22 protein-coding genes and 2 rRNA genes are annotated in these 21,880 nt (G+C 63.8%); 5 read left to right on the forward strand and 19 right to left on the reverse strand.

Translation table 11 applies throughout. The features are described from left to right. Positions 1-32: 32 nt before the first annotated feature. The 4 genes from H3H39_RS16230 to pyrE all read right to left on the reverse strand — a co-directional run bounded on the left by H3H39_RS16230 (position 33) and on the right by pyrE (position 4,327). On the reverse strand, positions 33-2,054 hold the full coding sequence (locus H3H39_RS16230; protein ID WP_182154419.1) for an NADPH-dependent 2,4-dienoyl-CoA reductase: 2,022 nt from the start codon (positions 2,052-2,054) through the stop codon (positions 33-35). Between the two features lie 195 nt (positions 2,055-2,249). Then, positions 2,250-3,110 carry an alpha/beta fold hydrolase gene (locus H3H39_RS16235; protein ID WP_182154420.1) on the reverse strand — a complete coding sequence of 287 codons (861 nt, stop codon included), beginning with the start codon at positions 3,108-3,110 and terminating at the stop codon, positions 2,250-2,252. A 56-nt stretch (positions 3,111-3,166) separates the two neighbouring features. Next, complete coding sequence (locus H3H39_RS16240; RefSeq protein WP_229218078.1) at positions 3,167-3,544, reverse strand: DUF4279 domain-containing protein; 378 nt, start codon at positions 3,542-3,544, stop codon at positions 3,167-3,169. Positions 3,545-3,652: 108 nt separating this feature from the next. Beyond that, complete coding sequence (gene pyrE, locus H3H39_RS16245) at positions 3,653-4,327, reverse strand: orotate phosphoribosyltransferase (RefSeq protein WP_182154421.1); 675 nt, start codon at positions 4,325-4,327, stop codon at positions 3,653-3,655. Positions 4,328-4,478: 151 nt separating this feature from the next. Here pyrE and H3H39_RS16250 point away from each other — a divergent pair, with 151 nt between their 5' ends. Continuing rightward, positions 4,479-5,249 carry an exodeoxyribonuclease III gene (locus tag H3H39_RS16250; protein ID WP_182154422.1) on the forward strand — a complete coding sequence of 257 codons (771 nt, stop codon included), beginning with the start codon at positions 4,479-4,481 and terminating at the stop codon, positions 5,247-5,249. Between the two features lie 55 nt (positions 5,250-5,304). Here the strand turns inward: H3H39_RS16250 and H3H39_RS16255 are convergent, their stop codons facing one another. From H3H39_RS16255 to H3H39_RS16315, 13 genes are all read right to left on the reverse strand, one after another. After that, on the reverse strand, positions 5,305-6,213 hold the full coding sequence (locus H3H39_RS16255) for a pseudouridine synthase (RefSeq protein WP_229218079.1): 909 nt from the start codon (positions 6,211-6,213) through the stop codon (positions 5,305-5,307). Between the two features lies 1 nt (position 6,214). After that, positions 6,215-7,102 (reverse strand): M48 family metallopeptidase, encoded by an 888-nt coding sequence (locus H3H39_RS16260; protein WP_182154423.1) that lies wholly within the window; start codon positions 7,100-7,102, stop codon positions 6,215-6,217. Then, positions 7,083-8,369: an AmpG family muropeptide MFS transporter gene (locus H3H39_RS16265; protein WP_182154424.1), complete on the reverse strand. Its 1,287-nt coding sequence runs from the start codon at positions 8,367-8,369 to the stop codon at positions 7,083-7,085. Before H3H39_RS16265 ends, H3H39_RS16260 begins: the two co-directional genes overlap by 20 nt. Then, positions 8,369-8,980: a methionine biosynthesis protein MetW gene (gene metW, locus H3H39_RS16270; RefSeq protein WP_182154425.1), complete on the reverse strand. Its 612-nt coding sequence runs from the start codon at positions 8,978-8,980 to the stop codon at positions 8,369-8,371. Before metW ends, H3H39_RS16265 begins: the two co-directional genes overlap by 1 nt. Further along, a complete protein-coding gene (gene metX / locus H3H39_RS16275) occupies positions 8,977-10,167 on the reverse strand; it encodes a homoserine O-succinyltransferase MetX (protein WP_182154426.1) in 1,191 nt (396 codons plus the stop codon). Before metX ends, metW begins: the two co-directional genes overlap by 4 nt. A gap of 110 nt (positions 10,168-10,277) precedes the next feature. Beyond that, the gene (gene ptsP / locus H3H39_RS16280; protein ID WP_182154427.1) at positions 10,278-12,017 is read right to left on the reverse strand and encodes a phosphoenolpyruvate--protein phosphotransferase; all 1,740 of its coding nucleotides are present in this window, start codon (positions 12,015-12,017) and stop codon (positions 10,278-10,280) included. Between the two features lie 44 nt (positions 12,018-12,061). Then, entirely contained in the window at positions 12,062-12,331 is a 270-nt protein-coding gene (locus tag H3H39_RS16285) for an HPr family phosphocarrier protein (RefSeq protein WP_182154428.1), read from the reverse strand. Positions 12,332-12,427: 96 nt separating this feature from the next. Beyond that, on the reverse strand, positions 12,428-12,835 hold the full coding sequence (locus tag H3H39_RS16290) for a PTS sugar transporter subunit IIA (RefSeq protein WP_182154429.1): 408 nt from the start codon (positions 12,833-12,835) through the stop codon (positions 12,428-12,430). Between the two features lie 69 nt (positions 12,836-12,904). Further along, positions 12,905-13,852, reverse strand: coding sequence for a glutathione synthase (gene gshB / locus H3H39_RS16295; protein ID WP_182154430.1), 948 nt, complete (start codon positions 13,850-13,852; stop codon positions 12,905-12,907). Positions 13,853-13,928: 76 nt separating this feature from the next. Continuing rightward, positions 13,929-15,230, reverse strand: coding sequence for a glutamate--cysteine ligase (gene gshA, locus H3H39_RS16300; RefSeq protein ID WP_182154431.1), 1,302 nt, complete (start codon positions 15,228-15,230; stop codon positions 13,929-13,931). 185 nt (positions 15,231-15,415) lie between these two features. Continuing rightward, positions 15,416-16,993, reverse strand: a complete 1,578-nt coding sequence (locus H3H39_RS16305; RefSeq protein WP_182154432.1) for an ammonium transporter — start codon at positions 16,991-16,993, stop codon at positions 15,416-15,418. An 11-nt stretch (positions 16,994-17,004) separates the two neighbouring features. Then, positions 17,005-17,343 (reverse strand): P-II family nitrogen regulator, encoded by a 339-nt coding sequence (locus H3H39_RS16310; RefSeq protein WP_182154433.1) that lies wholly within the window; start codon positions 17,341-17,343, stop codon positions 17,005-17,007. 11 nt (positions 17,344-17,354) lie between these two features. After that, entirely contained in the window at positions 17,355-18,113 is a 759-nt protein-coding gene (locus H3H39_RS16315; protein WP_182154434.1) for a TorF family putative porin, read from the reverse strand. Between the two features lie 266 nt (positions 18,114-18,379). Here H3H39_RS16315 and H3H39_RS16320 point away from each other — a divergent pair, with 266 nt between their 5' ends. The 4 genes from H3H39_RS16320 (at position 18,380) to H3H39_RS16335 (ending at position 21,389) form a co-directional block, all read left to right on the forward strand. Then, positions 18,380-18,625: an accessory factor UbiK family protein gene (locus H3H39_RS16320; RefSeq protein ID WP_182154435.1), complete on the forward strand. Its 246-nt coding sequence runs from the start codon at positions 18,380-18,382 to the stop codon at positions 18,623-18,625. A 253-nt stretch (positions 18,626-18,878) separates the two neighbouring features. Then, a complete protein-coding gene (locus H3H39_RS16325) occupies positions 18,879-20,390 on the forward strand; it encodes a YifB family Mg chelatase-like AAA ATPase (protein ID WP_182154436.1) in 1,512 nt (503 codons plus the stop codon). Between the two features lie 40 nt (positions 20,391-20,430). Further along, positions 20,431-20,976 carry a hypothetical protein gene (locus H3H39_RS16330; protein ID WP_182154437.1) on the forward strand — a complete coding sequence of 182 codons (546 nt, stop codon included), beginning with the start codon at positions 20,431-20,433 and terminating at the stop codon, positions 20,974-20,976. Positions 20,977-21,044: 68 nt separating this feature from the next. Further along, a complete protein-coding gene (locus H3H39_RS16335; RefSeq protein WP_182154438.1) occupies positions 21,045-21,389 on the forward strand; it encodes a DUF1840 domain-containing protein in 345 nt (114 codons plus the stop codon). 143 nt (positions 21,390-21,532) lie between these two features. Here H3H39_RS16335 and rrf read toward each other — a convergent pair. Together rrf and H3H39_RS16345 are read right to left on the reverse strand one after the other, a co-directional pair. Continuing rightward, a 5S ribosomal RNA gene (gene rrf / locus H3H39_RS16340) occupies positions 21,533-21,645 on the reverse strand. 133 nt (positions 21,646-21,778) lie between these two features. Beyond that, positions 21,779-21,880 (reverse strand): 23S ribosomal RNA (locus tag H3H39_RS16345); the annotation flags it as partial.

Consider the following 21,880-nt stretch of genomic DNA (forward strand, 5'->3'; position numbering starts at 1 on the left):
GTTCAAGGTTGGGCCGGATGGCCGGGGTCAGATCAGATCGTGGCCGCCAGACGCACGCCCTGGTCGATGGCGCGCTTGGCATCCAGTTCCGCCGCCACATCGGCGCCGCCGATCAGGTGCGCCGCGCAGCCGGCCGTCTTCAGTTCGTCATACAGTTCACGCATCGGGTTCTGGCCGGCGCACATGATGACGTTGTCGACCGCCAGCACACGGTCTTCACCATCCACCGTCACGTGCAGGCCTTCATCGTCGATCTTGCGGTAGCTGACACCGGAGGCCATGGCCACGCGGCGCGCCTTCAGGCCGGTGCGGTGGATCCAGCCGGTGGTCTTGCCCAAATTGGCGCCGACCTTGCTCTCCTTGCGCTGCAACAGGTAGACCCGGCGCGGCGACGCTTCCACTTCAGCTGCGCGCAGGCCGCCGGCCTCGCGGTAGGCCGTGTCGATGCCCCACTCGGCGTAGAACTTCTCGGGATGCAGGGTGGCGCTGTCGCCGCTGTGGGTCAGGAATTCGGCCACGTCGAAGCCGATGCCGCCCGCGCCGATGATGGCCACCGTCTTGCCTACCGGCTTACGCTCGCGCAGCACGTCCAGGTAGCCCATCACCTTGGGATGGTTGGCGCCTTCGATCTCCGGCAGGCGCGGCGTGACGCCGGTGGCCACCACGATCTCGTCGTAACCGCCCTGCTGCAACTGCTGCGCCGTGGCGCGCGTGTTCAGCTTGACCTGCACCCCGCGCAGTTCGATCTGCTTGCCGAAGTAGCGCAGCATTTCGTAGAACTCTTCCTTGCCCGGCACCTGCTTGGCCACATTGAGCTGGCCGCCGATTTCGCCGGCCGCCTCATACAGTTCCACGGCGTGGCCACGCTCGGCGGCGGCCACGGCGAAGCTCAAGCCTGCGGGACCGGCGCCCACCACCGCCACGCGCTTGCGCTTGACCATCGGCGCGAACACCAGTTCCGTTTCATGGCAGGCACGCGGGTTGACCAGGCAGGACGTGATCTTGCCGCCAAAGGTATGATCCAGACAGGCTTGGTTGCAGCCGATGCAGGTGTTGATTTCATCGCCGCGGCCCTGCTCGGCCTTAACCACGAATTCCGGATCGGCCAGCAGCGGACGGGCCATCGACACCATGTCGCTGCAACCGTCGGCCAGCACCTGCTCGGCCACTTCCGGCGTGTTGATGCGGTTGGTGGCGATCAGCGGCACCTTCACATGGCCGCGTAACTGCTTGGTGACCCAGGCGAAGGCGGCGCGCGGCACCTTGGTGGCAATGGTGGGAATACGCGCCTCGTGCCAGCCGATGCCGGTGTTGATGATGGTGGCGCCAGCCGCTTCCACGGCCTTGGCCAGCGCGATCACTTCGTCCAGCGTGGAGCCGTCTTCCACCAGATCCAGCATCGACAGGCGATAGATGATGATGAAATCGGGGCCTACTTTTTCGCGCGTGCGGCGCACGATCTCGACCGGGAAGCGCATCCGCTTTTCGTAGCTGCCGCCCCATTCGTCGTCGCGCATATTGGTGCGGGCCGCGATGAATTCGTTGATCAGGTAACCTTCCGAACCCATGATCTCGACGCCGTCGTAGCCGGCCGACTTGGCCAGGCCGGCACAGCGCACGAAGTCGGCGATGGTCTGCTCCACTTCCTCGGTGGTCAGCTCGTGCGGCTCGAAGGCGTTGATCGGCGCCTGCAGCGCGCTCGGCGCCACCAGGCCAGGCTGGTAGGAGTAACGGCCAAAGTGCAGGATCTGCATGGCGATCTTGCCGCCAGCCGCGTGCACGGCCGTGGTGACTTCGCGGTGATGTTCGGCGTCCGCCTCGGTGGTCATCATGGAGCCGCCACGCACGGGGCGCCCCGCTTCGTTGGGCGAAATGCCGCCCGTGACGATCAGGCCCACGCCGCCGCGCGCGCGCTCGGCGTAGAACGCGGCCATGCGGGCGAAACCGTTGGGCGCTTCTTCCAGGCCCACGTGCATGGAGCCCATCAGCACGCGGTTGCGCAGCGTGGTGAAGCCCAGGTCCAGAGGGGTCAACAGGTGTGGGTACGAGGTCATGCGGATCTCCGTTTATGCAATCAGTTGCACGATTGTAGGGCCGTCACCCTATTCGCGCAACCAGTTGCATAAATGGTTGCATGAATCCTCTAAATGCACGCCGACCACGATTCGGGGACACCCTATCCGGGGACTCGCCCCGAATTTGGCAGGGTGGAAATCGGGGTCTGTCCCCGATTTTCCATGGTTTGCTTATCAGGCTGGCAAGCCGTGCGCGCCCATCCACCGCAGGATGGCGGCGAAGATCTGCTCGCGATTGAGCTCGTTGAAGTTCTCGTGGTAGTTCTGCGGGTAGCGGTGCAGTTCCACCAGTTCCGGCTTGATCGAGCGCAGCATGGCTTCGCCAGCGTCCGCGTCGGCCAGGCGGTCGTCGCCAGCGATGGCCGCAAACAGGGGGTAGCGCCAGGCCGGCATGTGGGCCGCCAACCCGGCCTGCGCCTGGTTCAGCGCATGGCCGAAACGCACCGTCACTTCCGTCGCGCGCACGTTGTCGCGCTCGTCGGCGTGGTGGCGGGCCGTGATGGTGGCGTCGTGGGTCAGCACGTCGGTCAGCGAATCGAGCGGCACTTTCATGCGCGGCAACAGCGCGGCCAGCACGCCCGACAGCGCCAGCAGCACCGGCGCCACCTTGATGGCGTTGACGTAGTACGGCGAGGACAGGATGAAGCCGTTGATGGCGGGATCGGCCGGCAAGCGGTGCAGGGCCAGGTGGGTAGCGATCAGGCCGCCCATCGAGTGGCCCATGATGAAGATGGGCAAGCCCGGATATTGCCGCTTGACCCAGGCCAGCAGCAGTTCGCTTTCATCGAGGAATACATGGAAGCCGGGAATGTCGACCCGGCGCGCCATCTCGTGGCCCACCATGTCGTAGCTGACGGTGGCGATGCCGTGGGCGCGGAAGTACAGGGCCGGGGTCACATAGTCGCCCGCATGGGCCATGCCGCCGTGCAGCGCCAGGATGACGGCGCGCGGCGCGGCCGGCTCCCAGATGTGGATCTGACGCTCAGTCTGGCCGCCAACTTGCAGGCGGGCCAGTCTGTCTTCGGAAAATCGCATTGCTACACTCCAGTTGTGCTTTTGGCAAAACCGTTAGCTTAACGCAATTTCCTCCGTTACGAAGCGATACTGAGTGAAATACCCATGTCAACCAACAGCCGCAAGTCCGACAGCTCGAAATCGAGGCTGGGCACCACGGTTTCGCCCTCCGTATGGCTGACGGCGATGCGCAACTCGGCCGCCACGTCGGACCGTTCGAAGTGGATGCCGCGCGCCGAGCATTCGGCCAGGTAGGAACGGATCTGGCGCAACAGCACGTCCGGGTCCTGGTGGGTGGCCACGCCCAGGTAAAAACCGGAATCGATGCGCACCCGGCCATCGGGGCGCGGATCGCCCTTGTGCCAGGTATGGTCGGGCTCGGTCGGCAGGCCATCGCGGATGTCCGCCAGGCCCTCTTCGTCGCCGTGTACTTTCAAAGTCGCGATGTTCATCATTCAGCCTTTACTTTCCCGGCCGGGGCCGAAAACCAAAACGCGAGTGCACTGCCGTTTGAATGTTACGCCAAAGCAATTTCAAAGTCTACGCGGCGACGCTGCGCAACATCAAGCCGCGGCGGCCACCCCATAGCGGGTCCGGTAAGCGGCCACGGCGTCCTTGTACTGTTGCAGCTGAGGATCGGCGCCGGCGCCGTTCAGGTAGCTGAACAGGTCGTCCAGGTTGCCGATCGAAATAACGGGGATGTTGTAGGTGTTGCTCACTTCCTGCACCGCCGAATTGGGCGACAGCGCGCCATCCTTGCCCGAGCGTTCCATGCGGTCGAGCGCGATCAGCACGGCGCACGGTTCGGCGCCGGCAGCGCGGATCATGTCCACCGATTCGCGCACCGAGGTGCCGGCCGAGATCACATCGTCGATGATGACAACCTTGCCCTGCAGCTTGGCGCCGACGATGGTGCCGCCTTCGCCATGGTCCTTGGCTTCCTTGCGGTTGAAGGCGAACGACGTGTTGCGGCCCTTGCCGGCCAGCGCCACCGCCGTGGCCGAGGCCAGGGTGATGCCCTTGTAGGCGGGGCCGAACAGCATGTCGAACTCGACGCCCGAATCGAGCAGGGTCTGGGCGTAGAACTGGGCCAACTGGGCCAGCGTGGCACCGTCGTGGAACAGGCCGGCGTTGAAGAAGTAAGGCGACTGGCGCCCCGCCTTGGTGGTGAACTCACCAAAACGCAGCACGCCGGTGGCGACGGAAAACGCGATAAATTCTTGCCGTAGATTGCTCATATTGCCTCATTTCGTAAAAGTGCCTGTATTTTAATCCGCCCGCCCGTGCCGGACAATGCGGCCGGCGCCGCTCCTCACGCGCCCCCCCGTAAAACACGCTACACTGGCGCTTTTCGCGCAGCCCGGCCTGCTTTTTCACTCCCCCTATCCTATGCCAAAAATCATCTCCGCCAATCTGAACGGCATCCGTTCCGCCGCCTCCAAGGGCTTTTTCACCTGGATGGCCGCGCAGGACGCCGATTTCGTCTGCGTCCAGGAACTCAAGGCCCAGGCCGGCGACATGACGCCTGAATTCCTCAATCCGGGCGGCTACCATGGCCACTTCCACTACGCCGAGAAAAAAGGCTACTCGGGCACGGGGGTTTACAGCAAGCAACAGCCGGACCGCGTGCTGATCGGCTTCGGCAGCCCCGAATTCGACGCCGAAGGCCGCTACGTGCGCTGCGACTTCGGCCAGTTGACCATCATTTCCGTCTACTGCCCTTCCGGCTCGTCCGGCCCCGAGCGCCAGGAAGCGAAGTTCCGCTTCATGGACCTGTTCCTGCCCCACCTGGCGGCGTTGCGCGCCGAAGGCCGCGAAGTGGTGATCTGCGGCGACTGGAATATCGCCCACCACGAGATCGACTTGAAGAACTGGAAAGGCAACAAGAAGAATTCCGGCTTCCTGCCCGAGGAACGGGCCTGGATGACCCGCATCTTCGATGAAGTGGGCTACGTGGACGTACACCGCGGCATCGACAAGCGCGAAGAACAGTACACCTGGTGGAGCAACCGTGGCCAGGCCTGGGCCAAGAATGTGGGATGGCGTATCGACTACCACGTGGCCACGCCCGGCATCGCGGCCCAGGCGCGCGCGGTGGCCATCTACAAGGATGAGCGCTTCTCGGACCACGCCCCGCTGACCATCGAATACGCGGCCTGAGCGGCCGCCCTCCAGCGCCAGCAGCCCACCGGTCTATAACGGGCGTGCGCGCCGCCTACAGCGTGCGCCGGCTGAAGAACTGGCGCCGCTCGCCCGTAAACGGATCGTCGAAGGCGATGGCGCGCGCCAGCAATTTCAGCGGTTGCGACACGTCATCCTGCTTGCATGGCAGCGCCACCGGGTAGAACGCGTCGTTGACGATGGGGACACCCAGCGCCGCCATGTGCACCCGCAGCTGGTGCTTGCGGCCCGTGTGCGGGCGCAGTCGATATAAAGTGGCGTCGGCCCGCTGTTCGATCACGTCGATCACGGTTTCCGAATTGGGCTCGCCCGGCGCCTCCTTCATCACGAAGAATTGGTCGCCGTCCACCATGCGGCTGCGGTAGGTGAACGGGAAATCGTAACCGGCCAGCGGCGCGGCCAGCGCCTCGTATTCCTTCTCGATGGCGCGCTTCTGGAACAGCGACTGATAAGCGCCGCGCGTGACCTGGCGGCACGAGAAGATCACCACCCCGGCCGTCTCGCGGTCGAGCCGGTGGATGGGCGTGAGTTCCTCCATGCCCAGCTTCTTCTTCAAGCGCACCAGCAGCGATTCATGCAAAAAGCGCCCGGTCGGGATCATGGGCACGAAATGGGGCTTGTCCACCACCAGCAAGTCCTCGTCCTGGAACAGGATCTCTTCGTGGAAGGGAATCGGCGTTTCCACCTCCAGCTCGCGGTAGTAAAAAATGCGGATGCCGCGCTGGTACGGGCTGTGCGGCAGCAGCGGCGTGCCGCTGGCGTCCACCACCCCGCCCTTCTCCATGCGCGTGCGCCAGTCGGCCTCGCTCACGGCCGGGAAGCGCTCGGCCATGAAAGTCAACATGTCCGGCCAGTCGCCACCCTGCAACCACAGGTAGCTGGGCATGACGCCGTCGCGCATGGGCAACGGCGGCTTGCCGTGCTTGTGGGCGTTGGCCGCCATGTCAGCGCTTGCTGATGGCGACCGAGTGGTACGGCGGCAGCGCGTCCGGGTCCAGCCCGCGCGCCCGCGCGAACACGGGCAGCACCAGCGGCATGCTGCGGTTCATGTCATCGATACGGGAACCGCCGCTGGGGTGGGTGGACAGGAATTCCAGCGGCTGGCCCTGATTGAGCTGGCCCATCTTGGTCCACAGCGCCACGCCGGCGCGCGGATCGAAACCGGCCCGCGCCGCCAGGTCCAGGCCCACCTGGTCAGCCTCGCTCTCATCCTCACGCGAGAACTTGAGCACGGCCAGTTGCGTGACAGCGTTGGCGCCGGCGTCCGTCAGGCGCTGGTCCACACCCAGCCAGGCCGACAGGCCGATACTGGCCACCCGCCCGAACAGGTTGGCCGTGGTGGCCTTGCCGGCCTGCTCGCGGCCATGCTCGCGCAGCGCGTGGCCGATCTCGTGGCCCATCACGATCGCCACTTCATCGTCCGTCAGATTGAGCTTGGTGAGGATGCCGCTATAGAAGGCGATACGCCCGCCCGGCATGCAGAACGCGTTGACGGTGGCGGAATTGAGCAGGTTCACTTCCCACTTCCAGTTGGCCGCCTGCGGGTTCCAGCGCGTGGTGAACGGGATCAGGCGGCGCGCGATGGCGCGCAGGCGGATCACCTGCGGGTGATTGTCCGGCACCAGCGCCTGCTTCTGCTGCGCCTGGTCCAGCAACTGCGCGTACTGCTGGCGCGACTGCTGGTCCACCTGCTGCTGGTCCTCGAAATTGCGGAACTTCGACATCGGCTTGACGGGGATGCCGTCGGTATAGTTCTGCGTCGATGCCATCGGCGCGGCGGCCAGTCCGGCCACCAGCGCCAGCGCCAGTGCGCTACGTTTGAGGGTGTTCATTGGGTGCGTTCCATGGTGCGATTTTCGGCAGCATCATCATGGCAGGAAATGCGAGGACAAAGCACACGATAAAGAACGTGAACCAGCCCGTTTCGGCCACGATGAAGCCGACCGAGGAATTGATAAAGGTGCGCGGCACAGCGGCAAGGCTGGAAAACAGCGCGTATTGGGTAGCAGTGTAACGCGGATCGGTGGAACGCGATATAAACGCCACCAGCGCGGCCGCGCCCAGCCCGGTGCTGGCGAACGCTTCGAAGCCGTACACGGCGCTCAGCAGCACCTGATGGGGGCCGACCTGGGCCAGCCAGGCGAAGCCCAAAATCGCCAATGCCTGCAGTACGCCAAACACCCACAGCGCGCGGTTGATGCCCAGCTTGACCATCCACACCCCGCCCACCACGCCGCCGGCCAGGCTGGCCCACCAGCCGGTGGCGTTGGCCGCCAGGCCGATCTGCTTGGTGCTGAAGCCGAGATCGAGGAAGAACTTGGTCGACAGCGCGGTGGCCATGCTGTCGCCCAGTTTGTACAGCAACACGAAGGCGATGATCATGAAGGCCTTGTTCCAGCCGTCGCGCCGCACGAACTCGCGGAACGGCAGCACGATCGCTTGCTGCAGGTTGCGCGGCGGCTCGCCATACACGGCCGGCTCCTTCACCAGCAGCGTGCAGGCCAGCCCCGGCAGCATGAAGGCGGCCACGATCCAGAACACGCTCTGCCACGGCATGCTGTCGGCCAGCACCAGTCCCAGCGCGCTGGGAATCAGGCTGGCGGCCTTGTAGGCGTTGACGATGACGGCCGCGCCCAGGCCCTGCTCGGCGTCGCTCAGCGACTCGCGCCGGAAGGCATCGATCACCACGTCCTGGCTGGCCGACAGGAAGGCCACGCCGGCCACGAACACGGCGATCAGGCCCAACTGGGTTTTCGGATCCAGCATGCCCATCGTGCCCATGGTCACGAACAGCAGCAGCTGGGTCAGCGCCATCCAGCCGCGGCGCCGCCCCAGCCGCCCCAGGCTGTAGCGGTCCATGAATGGCGCCCACAGGAATTTGAACGTGTAGGGCGAGGTGACCAGCGCGAACAGGCCCAGCGCCTTGACGTCCAGGCCCGAGGTGGCCAGCCAGGCCTGCATCAGGTAGATCAGGGTGTACAACGGCAGGCCGGAACTGAAGCCCAGGAACAGGATGGCCACGGTGCGGCCATTCAGGTAGGCGCGCCAGCCGGTGGCCGGTGCGGCCGGCTGGGGTGCCACGGGTTCCGGCGCCGCCATCAGGCCGAGGCCTTTTTACGCAGCCGGAACACGGCCAGGTCGCCACGCAGGTTGGGCAGCACGGATACTTGCTGGCCGGCCGCCAGGGCCACGCATTCGAGCACTTCCAGCCCGCAGTCCTCGGCCAGTTCGCGGAAGTCGTTGATGGTGGCGCAGCGCACGTTGGGCGTGTCGTACCACTGGTAAGGCAGCGACTTGGAAACCGGCATGCGGCCCTTGAGCAGCGCCACCCGGTGCGGCCAGTAGGCGAAGTTGGGGAAGGAGACGATGGCTTCGCGCCCCACCCGCACGATATCGCGCAGCAGCGGTTCCACATGTTTCATCATCTGCAGTGAGGACAGGCACAGCACCGTGTCGAACGCGTTATCGCCGAACAGGCCCAGGCCTTTTTCCATGTCCTGCTGGATCACGTGTACGCCGCGCCGGGTGCTGTCGAGCACCTTGTCGTCGGCGATCTCGATGCCATAGCCGCTGCACTGGCGGTCCGTCTGCAGGTAGTCGAGCATGACGCCGTCGCCGCAGCCCACGTCCAGCACGTGCGACTGCTTGGGCACCCAGTGGGCGATGAAGGCGAGGTCGGGACGGGCACTGCTTAACTGTTCAAAATTCATGCGTACTCCTTTTTACTGCTCGCGGGCGCGGCCTGCGTGGGCGCGCCCAGCTCTTTCCACACCTGCTCGTAGTAAGCACGCACCAGGTTCATGTAGCGCGGGTCTTCCAGCAGGAAGGCGTCGTGGCCGTGCGGCGCGTCGATCTCGGCGTAGGTGACGGGACGGCGGTTGCGCACCAGCGCCTGCACGATCTCCTGGCTGCGCTCGGGCGAGAAGCGCCAGTCGGTGGTGAACGACGCCAGCAGGAACTTGGCCTTGGTGCCGGCCAGGGTCTTGGCCAGGTCGCCGCCATGGAAGCGCGCCGGGTCGAAGTAGTCGAGCGCCTTGGTGATCAGCAGATAGGTGTTGGCGTCGAAGTATTCGCTGAACTTGTCGCCCTGGTAGCGCAGATAGGATTCGATCTCGAAATCGACGCCGAAGCCGAACTTGTAGTTGCCGTCGCCGTTCTGGGACACATCGCGCAGCTTGCGGCCGAATTTCTCGGCCATGTCATCGTCCGACAGGTAGGTGATGTGGCCGACCATGCGCGCCACCCGCAAGCCGTTGCGGGGCACCACGCCGTGCTCGTAGAAGTCGCCGCCATGGTAGTCCGGGTCGGACAGGATGGCCTGGCGCGCCACGTCGTTGAAGGCGATGTTCTGGGCCGACAGCTTGGGCGTGGAGGCGATCACCACGCAGTTGCGCAACCGGTCCGGGTACATGATGCTCCAGGCCAGCGCCTGCATGCCGCCCAGCGAGCCACCCATCACGGCGGCGAACTGCTGGATGCCCAGCCGGTCGGCCAGCAGCGCCTGCGAGGCCACCCAGTCCTCCACCGTGACCACGGGGAAGGCCGCACCATAGGGCTTGCCGGTGGCCGGGTTGGGGTGCATGGGGCCAGTGGAACCGAAGCAGGAACCCAGGTTATTGATGCCGATGACGAAGAATTTGTCGGTGTCGAGCGGCTTGCCCGGCCCCACCATGTTGTCCCACCAGCCGGTGCTTTTCGGCTTGCCCTCGTATTCGCCGGCCACATGGTGCGAGGCGTTCAGGGCGTGGCAGACCAGCACCGCGTTCGACTTGTCGTCGTTCAGGGTGCCGTAGGTTTCGTACATCAGCGTGTAGTCTTGCAGCGTGGCCCCGCTTTGCAGCGCCAGCGGCTGCGGAAAATGCATGGTTTGCGGCGACACGTATCCAATGGATGGCATGTGGTTTTTGCTTGTCTAGGGGGCGGCCCCACGGGCCAGATAATCAATGCGGAACCGCGAGGGTGGGTTCCGCAGGCTTGCCAGCAATGCAGATTGTACCTTGATGATGGCTACATCAGCTGCAATTGCTGGACCGCGTCGGCGATGGCATCCGGCTCCATCGACCGCATGATCTTGCGCGTCTGGGGCGCCAGCCGCGCCAGGTCGCTGTTCAGGATCTCCTGCTTGACCGACAGCAGCTGCGCCGGGTGCATGGAGAATTCGCGCAGTCCCATGCCCAGCAGCAGGCGGGTGAGCTTGACGTCGCCCGCCATCTCGCCGCACACGGCGACGTCGATGCCGGCCTTGTGGCCAGCCGCGATGGTCATGGCGATCAGTTGCAGCACCGCCGGATGGAGGGGATTGTAAAGGTGCGCCACCTCATAATCAACCCGGTCGATGGCCAGCGTGTACTGGATCAGGTCATTGGTGCCGATCGACAGGAAGTCCATGCGCTTGACGAACATGGGCAGCGCCAGCGCGGCGGCCGGGATCTCGATCATGGCGCCCACCTCGACGTCCTCGTCGAACTTGACGCCCTGCTCGCGCAGCTCGGCCTTGGCTTGCGCCACCATGGCCAGCGACTGGTCGATCTCGAACGCGTGCGCCAGCATGGGAATCAGGATGCGCACCTTGCCGAAGGCGGAGGCGCGCAGGATGGCGCGCAACTGCGCCAGGAACAGCTGCGGCTCGGCCAGGCAGTAACGGATGGCGCGCAGGCCCAGGGCCGGATTGAGGGCCGTGTGTTCGGTCTGGTCGAGCGGCTTGTCGGCGCCGATGTCGAGCGTGCGGATGGTGACGGGCCGGCCCTTCATGGCCAGCACGGCGCGCTTGTACTGCTCGAACTGCTCGTCCTCGGACGGAATCCGGCTGTTGCGGCCCATGAACAGGAATTCGGAACGGAACAGGCCCACGCCGTTGGCGCCGGCCTCCATGGCGGCCGCGCAGTCGTCGGGCAGCTCGATGTTGGCCAGCAGCGTGATGGGGGTGCCATCCTTGGTGACGGCCGGGGTCTTCTTGAGCTTGTTGAGCTTCTTGCGGGCCCGCTGCAGCGCGTTCTGGCGCTCGCGGTACTGCTCCAGCACCAGCGCGCTGGGATTGACGATGACCACCCCGGCATCGCCGTCGATGATGATCCAGTCGTCCTGCTCGACCAGGGTGGACGCCTGCGACATGCCGACGGCGGCCGGAATATCCAGGCTGCGCGCCACGATGGCCGTGTGCGAGTTCTGGCCGCCCACGTCGGTGACGAAGCCGATGAAGGAACGGTCGCGGAATTGCAGCATGTCGGCCGGCGAGATATCGTGCGCCACGACGATCATCTGGGCCTGGTATTCGCCGTCGCCGACGGCCGGCAGCGGCTGGGCGCTGCCCATCAGCACCTTGAGCACCCGTTCGGCCACTTGCTGGATGTCGGCCTTGCGTTCGCGCAGGTAGGGGTCTTCGATCTCGTCGAACTGGGCCGACAACTCGTCGATCTGGGTCAGCAGCGCCCATTCGGCGTTGTAGTGGCGCGAACGGATGATGTCGAGCGGCGCCTCCGAAATCATGGGGTCCGACAGGATCAGGGCGTGCACGTCGATGAAGGCGCCCAGCTCCGTGGGCGCGTCCTTGGGCAGGTCCAGCCACAGGGTTTGCAGTTCCTTGTGCACGGCCACCAGCGCCTGCTGCAGGCGCTGCACTTCGGCCTCCAGGTGCTCCTCGGCCACCAGGTAATGCTTGACTTCAAGTGCGGCGGCCGCCAGCAGGTGGGCCCGGCCGATCGCGATGCCGCGTGATACGGGAATGCCATGTAGCGTGAAAGATGCCATGGGTGAACCTGTCGGGATACGTGGACGGCCGTGTTCCGCGGGCATTACTCGCCTTCGCCGAACTTGTCGTTGACCAGCGCGGTGAGCGCCGTGATGCATTCCTGTTCGTCGGTGCCGTCGGCCTCCAGCGTGACCTTGGCGCCTTTGCCGGCGGCCAGCATCATCACGCCCATGATGGATTTGGCGTTGATACGGCGGGCATTGCGGGTCAGCCAGACGTCGCTTTGGTATTTTGCGGCCAATTGGGTGAATTTGGCGGAGGCACGCGCATGCAAACCAAGCTTGTTGATAATCTCAAGTTCTTGTTGAATCATATTTTTCTATTCTCAATCAGGAATGCGCACTGCAAACAAGGCCACCGCCAGCCGCAGCGGCGGCCACATATCATTCACAACAAACGGCCAGACGCGCTAGGCTGGGCCCAGCCGTATCCGGTTGTCGACCCGCACGGCGCCGCTTTGCGCACCGGCCAGAGCCATTTCCACCACCACGTCCAGCGTGTCGCGCCGGTAGGTGATGGCGCGCAGCAGCATCGGCAGGCTGATGCCCGCGATCACTTCGACCCGGCCGGCGTCGGCCAGCTTGTTGCAGCAGTTGGCCGGGGTACCGCCCTTGATGTCGGTGATCACCAGCACGCCGTCGCCCTCGTCGAGCCGGGCGATGGCCGCCGCCGCCAGTCCCTGCACTTCCGTCAGGTCCTGGTCCGCCACCACGTCGATCGCTTCCAGCCGTTCCGTCGGGCCGCGAAAAACGTGGGCGCAGGCGGCGATGAATGCCTGCCCCAGCGGCGCGTGAGTCATAAGCAGTATGCCAACCATAAGATTAAACCGCCAGTGAACGGCGCCGCTTTACAACGGCTACCGTGTAATTTTTTTCCATTCGGGACTTCATGCCTGCGCCGCGCCCTGCTCCACCGCGTCGATGAACATGGCCGCCACGTTAAAGCCGGTCTGCTGCGCGATCTCCTGGAAGCAGGTGGGGCTGGTGACGTTCACTTCGGTCAGGTAGTCGCCGATCACATCCAATCCTACCAGCAACAGGCCACGGCTGGCCAATATGGGGCCCAGCGTCTCGGCGATCTCGCGGTCGCGCGCGCTCAGCGGTTGCGCCACGCCGGTGCCGCCGGCGGCCAGGTTGCCCCGCACTTCACCGGCCTGCGGGATGCGCGCCAGCGCGTACGGCACCGGCTTGCCGTTGATGACCAGGATGCGCTTGTCGCCCTGGACGATCTCGGGAATGTAGCGCTGCGCCATGATGGTACGGCGGCCGTTGTCGGTCAGCGTCTCGATGATGGCACCGAGGTTCATGCCGTCGGCCTGGACCCGGAACACGCCGGCGCCGCCCATGCCGTCCAGCGGCTTGAGGATGACGTCGCCGTGGTGGGCCTGGAACGCGCGCAGCCGCGCCTCGCTGGACGTGACCAGGGTGGGCGCCGTGAACTGGCTGAACTGGGCGATGGCCAGCTTTTCATTGTGGTTGCGGATCGCGTCGGGCCGGTTGAACACGCGCGCGCCCTGGCGCTCGGCCAGCTCCAGCAGATAGGTGCCGTAGATGTACTCCATGTCGAACGGCGGGTCCTTGCGCTGGATCACGGCGTCGAACGCGGAAAGGGCCGTCTCATGGTGCGGCTCCAGCCGGTACCAGTCGTGGGCGTCGCCGGTGAGCGTGACGCGGGCCGCGTTGGCGTACACGATGCCGCCGTCGAGCGCCATGTCCCGCTGCTCGAACGCGTAGACGGCATGGCCGCGGGCGGCCGCCTCCACCATCATGGCGTAGGTAGAATCCTTATAGGTCTTGAAGCTGGCCAGGGGATCGGCGAGGAATGCGATTTTCATGGGCGTTTCCATTCTGGGTAATGCCTGATTTTAGCCGACAAGCGGGCCGGTCCGTACGAGCCCGCGTCATGTCCGGTCAATACACTTCCGGGTTGGGGTCGGTGCGTTCCATCTCCAGCGACGCGGCCAGCAGCGCCAGCCGCGCCACCACGCCATACACGTAGAAGCGGTTGGGCGCGGCCGTGCCGGGCTTGGCCTTCAAGTCGGGCACGGCGTGCTGCTGGGCAAACGCCAGCGGCACGTAGTGGGAGCCGGGCGCGTTCAGGTTCTGGTCCACGCCCTTGTCGCCATGCACGCGGTAGAAACCGCCCACCACGTAGCGGTCTATCATGTAGACCACCGGTTCGGCCACGGCGTCCTTGATGCTCTCGAAGGTGGGCACGCCTTCCTGGATGATGATGTCGGTGACGGCCTTGCCGTCCTTGACCACCGACAGGCGCTCGCGCTGCTGGGGCGTGAGCTGCTTGATCTCGGCCGAATCCTTGATGGTCAGGATACCGGCGCCATAGGTGCCCGCGTCCGGCTTGATGATCACGAAGGGCTTCTGCTCCTTCATGCCGTATTCCTTGTACTTCTTCTTGATCTTGGCCAGCAGGGTGTCGATGTTGGCGATCAGGCAATCCTCGCCCTCGCCCGTCTGGAAGTTCACCTGGCCGCACCTGGCGTGGAAGGGATTGAGCATCCACGGATCGACGCCGATCAGCTTGCCGAATTTCTTGGCCACTTCGTCGTAGGCGTCGAAGTGATTGCTCTTGCGGCGCAGGGCCCAGCCCGCGTGCAGCGGTGGCAGCAGGCTTTGCTCGTGGATATTCTGCAAAATGTCCGGTATGCCGGCCGACAGGTCGTTATTGAGCAGGATGGTGCACGGGTCGAAATCCTTCAGGCCCAGGCGGCGGCCGTTGGGCGAGCGCACCAGCGGTTCCACCACCAGCATATTGCCGTCGGGCAGAGCCAGCGGCGTGGGCTGGGTGATTTCCGGCGACAGCGACCCCAGGCGCACATGCAAGCCGGTCTGGCGGAAGATCTGCATCAGGCGCGCCACGTTCTGCCAGTAATGGGGGCTGCGCGCCGTTACTTCGGGGATCAGCAGCAGGTTGCGGGCGTCCGGGCAATACTTGTCGATGGCGGCCATGGCGGCCTGCACGGACAGGGGCAGCATCTCGGTGGCCAGATGGTTGAAGCCACCGGGGAACAGGTTGGTGTCGACGGGCGCCAGTTTGTAGCCGGCATTGCGCAAGTCGACGGAGCAATAGAACGGCGGCGTATGTTCCTGCCACTCGAGACGGAACCAGCGCTCGATGGCCGGCGTGGCGGCCAGGATTTTTTCTTCTAAATCTAGCAGCGGTCCGGTCAGGGCCGTAACGAGATGGGGAACCATGATCACTTCCTTAATTGATGCGGGAGGACGGCCCTCCAGACATGCTGAACCGCCTATATTACCGTGCAACTATACCAAATCGGGGCAATATTGCTTTTTTAAACCCCCAATAACGAAAAAAGGCGCCTCTTGCGGAGGCGCCCTGGTGTGGCCCGCCAGTGGCGGGACGGATGCGATGTAGCGTATCAGTTGTGGTAAGCCGATTCGCCGTGGCTGGTGATGTCCAGACCTTCGCGTTCCTCTTCTTCCGGCACGCGCAGACCGATGACGATGTCAACCAGCTTGTAGGCCACCACCGATACCACGGCCGACCACACGATGGTGGTGCCGACGGCAGTAGCCTGGGTGGTCACCTGGCCGACGATGGAATAAGCATCGGTCGACATCTTGTTGGTGACGTAGTCGAAGATGCCCTGGCCGCCCAGCGATGGCGAAGCGAACACGCCGGTCAGCAGGGCGCCCATGATACCGCCCACGCCGTGCACGCCGAACACGTCCAGCGAGTCGTCGGCGCCGATCAGGCGCTTCAGGCCGTTCACGCCCCACAGGCAGACCACGCCGGCCAGCAGGCCGATGATCAGCGCGCCCATCGGACCGACATAGCCGCAGGCTGGGGTGATAGCCACCAGCCCGGCCACGGCGCCGGACGCGGCGCCCAGCATGGAAGGCTTGCCCTTCATGATCCACTCGCCGAACAGCCAGGACATGGCGGCGGCGGCCGTGGCCAGCAGGGTGTTGATGAAGGCCAGCGCGGCCACGTCACCCGATTCCAGCGCGGAACCGGCATTGAAACCGAACCAACCCACCCACAGCAGCGAAGCGCCGATCATGGTCATGGTCAACGAGTGCGGCGCCATCGATTCGCGGCCATAACCGACGCGCTTGCCGATCATGATGGCACCCACCAGGCCAGCGACAGCGGCGTTGATGTGCACCACGGTACCGCCGGCGAAGTCCAGCGCGCCTTTTTGCCACAGCCAGCCAGCTTTGGCCGTTTCGGTGGCCAGGGTAGCGGCATCCTTGATCGCGTCCGGACCAGTCCAGAACCAGACCATGTGAGCGATCGGCAGGTAGGAGAACATGAACCACAGCACCACGAAAGCCAGCACGGCGGTGAACTTGGCGCGCTCGGCGAAGGCGCCGATGATCAGGCCGCAGGTGATGGCGGCGAACGTGCCCTGGAAGGCGACGTACACGAATTCGTTCAGCACCACACCTTTGCTGAAGGTGGCGGCCGTCGAGAAGGTGGCTTTGACGGGATCCCAGATGCCGTTCAGGAACAGGCGGTCGAACTTGCCGTAGAACGCGTTACCTTCCGTGAAGGCCAGCGAGTAGCCGAAGATGCACCACAGCACAATGATCAGCGAGAAGATGGTGAACACTTGCAGCAGGATGGACAGCATGTTCTTGGTGCGGACCAGGCCGCCGTAGAACAGGGCCAGGCCCGGGATGCTCATCATGATCACCAGCAAGGTGGAGGTCATCATCCAGGCCGTGTCGCCCTTGTTGGGGGTCGGCGCTGGTGCTGCCGCTGGTGCTGCCGCGTCGGCGGCGGGGGCGGCAGCCGGGGCCGCGGCCGACGCTGCCGGGGCGGCGGCGGCGGGGGCGGCCACAGGCGCCGGCGCGGCGGCCGGTGCGCTGGCGGCTGGCGCCGAGGCGGCCGCCGCGGCTGGCGTCTCGTCAGCGGCTACGGCCGGCAGTGCGGCGCCCAGGGCGAACAGCACGGTGAATCCGGCCAGCCACGTTGTTATCGTTTTTTTCATTCATCTTCCCCTTAGAGAGCGTCGTTACCGGTTTCGCCGGTACGGATACGGATCACCTGTTCCAGGTTGTACACAAAAATCTTGCCGTCGCCGATTTTGCCGGTGCGGGCAGCGCCTTCGATGGCTTCGATCGCCTGGTCGACGATGGCATCGTCGACGGCCGCTTCGATCTTGGTCTTGGGCAGGAAATCAACCACATACTCGGCGCCACGGTACAGCTCGGTATGGCCTTTCTGGCGGCCAAAACCCTTCACTTCCGTGACGGTGATGCCTTGCACGTTAATCGCCGACAAGGCCTCGCGGACCTCGTCCAGCTTGAACGGCTTGATGATGGCGGTAATCAGTTTCATGACGGCCTCGCTTAGAAGGTTTTCGTGACGGTCAGGACCGCGCTGGTCTTGGCCAGGTTCTTGCCGTTGGGGGCAATGTACGCTTCCGTGTCGGCGTAGATGGCGGCCAGCGAGACGGTGGCGAAACCGAAGTCCTTGGTTACGCCGACCTTGTAGTCGCTGTAGCTCAGATCGCCGTGGTTCTTGACGTTCTGGTGGCCCACGTGCAGGTTCAGGTTGTAGCCGTCATACACGTCATAGTTGAAGGCCGCGTCCAGGTAACCGCTGCGCTTGCTGTCGGGGGTGCCGAACAGGTTGGAGGTCGACTGCGAGTACTTGAGCGAGAACGGACCGGCGCTGAGCTGGCCGTACAGTTCGAAGGTGTTGGCGTTCGGGTGCAGGCCGTTCGATGGATAGAAGTAGTACAGGCCGCCCACGTCGTAGGAAATGTCCTTGGTCACTTCGCCACGCTTGCCGCCGTAGATATCCCACTCGACGTCGCCGCTGCCGCCCGCGTCCTTGGTCCATTTGATGGTCGACAACCAGGTGCCGGCGTAGAAACCGGTCGGGTTGTGGGTATAATCCGCACCGCCCTGCAGGGCCGGATTGAGGCGCGATTGCGAATAGCCACGGTAACGGTAATCGCTGGCCAGGCCGACGTTGTAGCTGATTTCGTTGTCCGGCTTGGCCTCAGGTTTCGCGTCTTCCGCGCGGGCCACGCTGGCGCCCATGGAAGCGAATGCTAAAGTCAACGCGGCGGCAAGAGTGAGCTTCTTGGTGAGGCATTTCATAACGATTTCCTTTAGGTTGAACTTAGTTAGCGGTTGCGGTTTACAATTCAGGCTTAAAAACAAACGTTCCAGCCTATCTTTAGCAGAATGCGTGCCAGCTTGCTTCAGTACAAGTACGCTATGAAAGAGGCAAGTGCGTGCCACTTGCTGGGGCGGCGGGCGACGTCCGCGCGCAGGCCGAACCAACTATCACGGAATTCGCACCATCTTAACGCCGGGGTGCACCGCAATGGTGCGATGCATTGCCGACAACATCAAGGACTATCATGGACATGAACACTTTTTTTAATGACTTGCAGAGCAAGATCAACCAGGCGATCGAGAATTCGCCGGCAAAAGATATCGAAAAAAACGTGAAATCGATGATGACGCAAGGTTTCGCCCGGCTGGACCTGGTGACCCGCGAGGAATTCGACATCCAGGCCCAGGTACTGGCCAAGACCCGCACCAAGCTGGAAGCGCTGGAAGCGCGCGTCGCCGAACTGGAAGCGCGCCTGACGGCCGACAAGTAATCCCCCATGCGGGCCGGCCGCTCGCGCCGGTCCCATCCACCGCAGCGTCCGTGTTCCTCGCCTCGCGCCGGGCCGCATACCTTCGCCAGCTAGCCTCCGCCCTGCTCACCTCCGCCCAGCTTGACCCAGCTGCGTGACCGCATGATGACCGGCGGCATCCGCGCCCACCCACCATCCTTGGGCCAGCTCAATATCGCGCCGCCGTAACGTCCTACGATTTCAGCAGTCTGTTCTCCCCACCGCAAGGATACCGATGAGCTTAGCTGTGCTGAAAAGCCGGGCGCTGGCCGGCATGGAGGCGCCGGAAGTGAATGTGGAAGTGCATCTTGCCAACGGCCTGCCCTCCTTTACCATCGTCGGCTTGCCGGACACGGAGGTCAAGGAAGCGCGCGACCGGGTGCGGGCGGCGATCCAGAACAGTGGCTTCGAGATGCCGGCCTTCCGTATCACTGTCAACCTGGCGCCGGCCGATCTGCCCAAGGAATCGGGCCGCTTCGACTTGCCGATCGCGCTGGGCATCCTGGCAGCGTCGCGCCAGATTCCCGCCAACCGGCTGCATCACTATGAATTCGCGGGGGAATTGTCGCTATCGGGCGAATTGCGGCCGATCCGCGGCGCGCTGGCCATGTCCTACGCCATGCTACGCGGCGAGAATCGGTACGCGTTCATCCTGCCCCAGGCCAACGCCAACGAGGCGGCGCTGGCGGGCGGCACCGTCATCCATCCCGCCCTATCGTTGTTGCAGGTGTGCGCTCACTTTTCATCGACGGACGCGGCGGCGACCTTGCCCCGCCATGTGGCGCAACTAGCCGTTACCCGGCGCGATTATCCCGACTTCGCCGACGTCAAAGGGCAGACTTTGCCGAAGCGGGTGCTGGAGATCGCGGCCGCCGGCTGCCACAGCGTGCTGCTGGTGGGGCCGCCAGGCGCTGGCAAGACCATGTTGGCCAGCCGCTTCCCGGGGTTGTTGCCCAGCATGACAGATGCCGAGGCGCTGGAGGCGGCGACGGTACAATCGATCACCGGCGAATTTCGGGCCGAGCAATGGAAGCAGCGGCCATTTCGCGCGCCCCACCATACCGCGTCAGGCATCGCGCTGGTGGGCGGCGGCAGCGTGCCCCGTCCTGGTGAAATCTCGCTGGCCCATCATGGGGTGTTGTTTCTCGACGAATTGCCCGAATTCGACCGCCGCGTGCTGGAAGTCTTACGGGAACCGATGGAATCGGGCCATATCACCATTTCCCGCGCAGCCCGCCAGGCCGATTTTCCAGCCCGTTTCCAGCTGATCGCAGCCATGAACCCCTGCCCCTGCGGCTATCTTGGACATCCCGGGGGCACCTGCCATTGCCCAATGGACGCCATCGTCCGCTACCAGAACCGCATCTCCGGGCCGTTGTTGGATCGTATAGACATGCAGATCGAGGTGGGACCGGTCGAGCCGGAAGTACTGGCCGCCGAGGTGGACGGCGAACCTTCGGCCACCATCCTGTCCAGGGTGGAACGGGCTTATCAACGGCAATTGCGACGCCAAGACAAGAGCAACCAGCAGCTGACGACACGGGAAATCGACCAGTTCTGCAAGCTCGACCGCGCTTCCGAGCGGCGGCTGCGCACCTCAATGAAGCATTTCCATTGGTCAGGACGGGCTTACCACCGCGTGCTGCGTGTGGCGCGCACCATTGCGGATCTCGCCGGCAGCGAGGCCATCCGCAACGAACACATCAGCGAGGCCATCCAATACCGGCGCGTGCTGCGCCAAGGCTGAAACAATTGCCTGCGCGCCAGCCGCCCTGCTACCATCGGACATGCGAAAATTCTCCCTCCCCCTCCTCCTGACAACGCTGCTGGCCGCTGGTGTGCTTGCCGCGTGCAGCCCCAAATATGACTGGCGCGACTACCGCAGTGCCGATGCGCCGTACGCCGTGCTGTTCCCTGGCAAGCCGGCCAGCCAGACCCGGACCATTAACCTGGATGGGCAAGAAGTCAGCATGACGATGACGGCAGCCGAAGTCGACGGCGTCTCGTTCGCCGTGGGCAGCGCCAAGCTGGCCGACGCGACCAAGGCGCAGGCGGCGTTGGCTGCCATGAAGACGGCGCTGGTCAACAATATCGGCGCGGCCATCGTGTCGGACAAGACCACCGCCACCTCGTCCGGCACGGGCAGCCAGGGCGGACAGCAAACCCTGGTGGAAGTGGAAGCGAAAGGAGCGCACAATGGCGAGGCGACGTTGCTGATCGGTCATTTCATTGCCAAGGACAGCCGGATTTACCAGGTGATCATCATGGGAGCGGAAAAACATGTCGTTCGCGACACAGTTGACACCTTCATGAGCTCCTTTAAACTAAACTAACAACCGTTGATGTATGCGAACGGACAAGTCATGTTATCGTTGCAATCAACAAGACTGGGAGAGCGCTTATGCTGATCACATTCAAATCCAAACTGTTGCCAGAAGTAATGATGTATCAGGAACATGCACAGCGCATCCTCGACCTGTTACACAAGAGTCCCACCCGCGGGGTGATCACGGCGGCTGAAGCCGCCCAAGCATTATCTGTCCTGGAACACGAGGTCGCGCTGAGCAAACTGCATCCGGAAGTGGATGCGGAGCATGAGGTTCATACGCCCGAGCAAGAAGATAGTGGGGATCTGCCCGAGAACAAGCTGCACATGCGTGTCGGCTTTGCGGCACGGGCCTTCCCCCTGTTGGAAATGCTGCGCAATGCCAAGCAAGAAGGTCAGGACATCATCTGGGGAGTCTGACTGCCGGCAACAACGGCAAGCAGAACAAGAAGCGCTTCGTCATGAGGCGCTTTTTTTATGTCCGCAAGGATAGCGACGAAAAAGTTGGAGACGAAAAAAAACCCCGCCAACACAAGAGTCGGCGGGGTTTTTTCGGATAACTAGCTTGACGATAACCTACTTTCACACTGGTTGCAGCACTATCATCGGCGCAGAGTTGTTTCACGGTCCTGTTCGGGATGGGAAGGGGTGGGACCAACTTGCTATGGTCATCAAGCTTTGACTTGTATGGGCTGCGCGCTCATGCGCGTCGCCCGGAATCTGGAAGAAGGAGTAAAGACTGGGGTAATGAAGTTGTATCAACGAACGTTACAACGCACTTCTCATTCACCACAACCTGCTAAGGTTATAGGGACAAGCCGTACGGGCAATTAGTATCAGTTAGCTTAATGCATTACTGCACTTCCACACCTGACCTATCAACGTCCTGGTCTCGAACGACCCTTCAAGGA

Origin of the sequence: Rugamonas apoptosis (assembly GCF_014042355.1) — a bacterium.
In the GTDB taxonomy this organism is placed as follows: Bacteria; Pseudomonadota; Gammaproteobacteria; order Burkholderiales; family Burkholderiaceae_D; genus Rugamonas; species Rugamonas apoptosis.

Excerpts from the sequence above, each read along its gene's own strand:
- H3H39_RS16320 (WP_182154435.1), top strand. The coding sequence starts at position 18,380 with ATGGACATGAACACTTTTTTTAATGACTTGCAGAGCAAGATCAACCAG.
- H3H39_RS16285 (WP_182154428.1), bottom strand. The coding sequence starts at position 12,331 with ATGATTCAACAAGAACTTGAGATTATCAACAAGCTTGGTTTGCATGCG.
- pyrE (WP_182154421.1), bottom strand. The coding sequence starts at position 4,327 with ATGAGCAATCTACGGCAAGAATTTATCGCGTTTTCCGTCGCCACCGGC.
- H3H39_RS16315 (WP_182154434.1), bottom strand. The coding sequence starts at position 18,113 with ATGAAATGCCTCACCAAGAAGCTCACTCTTGCCGCCGCGTTGACTTTA.
- metX (WP_182154426.1), bottom strand. The coding sequence starts at position 10,167 with ATGCCATCCATTGGATACGTGTCGCCGCAAACCATGCATTTTCCGCAG.
- ptsP (WP_182154427.1), bottom strand. The coding sequence starts at position 12,017 with ATGGCATCTTTCACGCTACATGGCATTCCCGTATCACGCGGCATCGCG.
- H3H39_RS16235 (WP_182154420.1), bottom strand. The coding sequence starts at position 3,110 with ATGCGATTTTCCGAAGACAGACTGGCCCGCCTGCAAGTTGGCGGCCAG.
- H3H39_RS16335 (WP_182154438.1), top strand. The coding sequence starts at position 21,045 with ATGCTGATCACATTCAAATCCAAACTGTTGCCAGAAGTAATGATGTAT.
- H3H39_RS16250 (WP_182154422.1), top strand. The coding sequence starts at position 4,479 with ATGCCAAAAATCATCTCCGCCAATCTGAACGGCATCCGTTCCGCCGCC.
- H3H39_RS16290 (WP_182154429.1), bottom strand. The coding sequence starts at position 12,835 with ATGGTTGGCATACTGCTTATGACTCACGCGCCGCTGGGGCAGGCATTC.
- H3H39_RS16330 (WP_182154437.1), top strand. The coding sequence starts at position 20,431 with ATGCGAAAATTCTCCCTCCCCCTCCTCCTGACAACGCTGCTGGCCGCT.
- H3H39_RS16260 (WP_182154423.1), bottom strand. The coding sequence starts at position 7,102 with ATGAACACCCTCAAACGTAGCGCACTGGCGCTGGCGCTGGTGGCCGGA.
- gshA (WP_182154431.1), bottom strand. The coding sequence starts at position 15,230 with ATGGTTCCCCATCTCGTTACGGCCCTGACCGGACCGCTGCTAGATTTA.
- H3H39_RS16230 (WP_182154419.1), bottom strand. The coding sequence starts at position 2,054 with ATGACCTCGTACCCACACCTGTTGACCCCTCTGGACCTGGGCTTCACC.
- H3H39_RS16240 (WP_229218078.1), bottom strand. The coding sequence starts at position 3,544 with ATGATGAACATCGCGACTTTGAAAGTACACGGCGACGAAGAGGGCCTG.
- H3H39_RS16255 (WP_229218079.1), bottom strand. The coding sequence starts at position 6,213 with ATGGCGGCCAACGCCCACAAGCACGGCAAGCCGCCGTTGCCCATGCGC.
- H3H39_RS16305 (WP_182154432.1), bottom strand. The coding sequence starts at position 16,993 with ATGAAAAAAACGATAACAACGTGGCTGGCCGGATTCACCGTGCTGTTC.
- H3H39_RS16310 (WP_182154433.1), bottom strand. The coding sequence starts at position 17,343 with ATGAAACTGATTACCGCCATCATCAAGCCGTTCAAGCTGGACGAGGTC.
- gshB (WP_182154430.1), bottom strand. The coding sequence starts at position 13,852 with ATGAAAATCGCATTCCTCGCCGATCCCCTGGCCAGCTTCAAGACCTAT.
- metW (WP_182154425.1), bottom strand. The coding sequence starts at position 8,980 with ATGAATTTTGAACAGTTAAGCAGTGCCCGTCCCGACCTCGCCTTCATC.
- H3H39_RS16325 (WP_182154436.1), top strand. The coding sequence starts at position 18,879 with ATGAGCTTAGCTGTGCTGAAAAGCCGGGCGCTGGCCGGCATGGAGGCG.
- H3H39_RS16265 (WP_182154424.1), bottom strand. The coding sequence starts at position 8,369 with ATGGCGGCGCCGGAACCCGTGGCACCCCAGCCGGCCGCACCGGCCACC.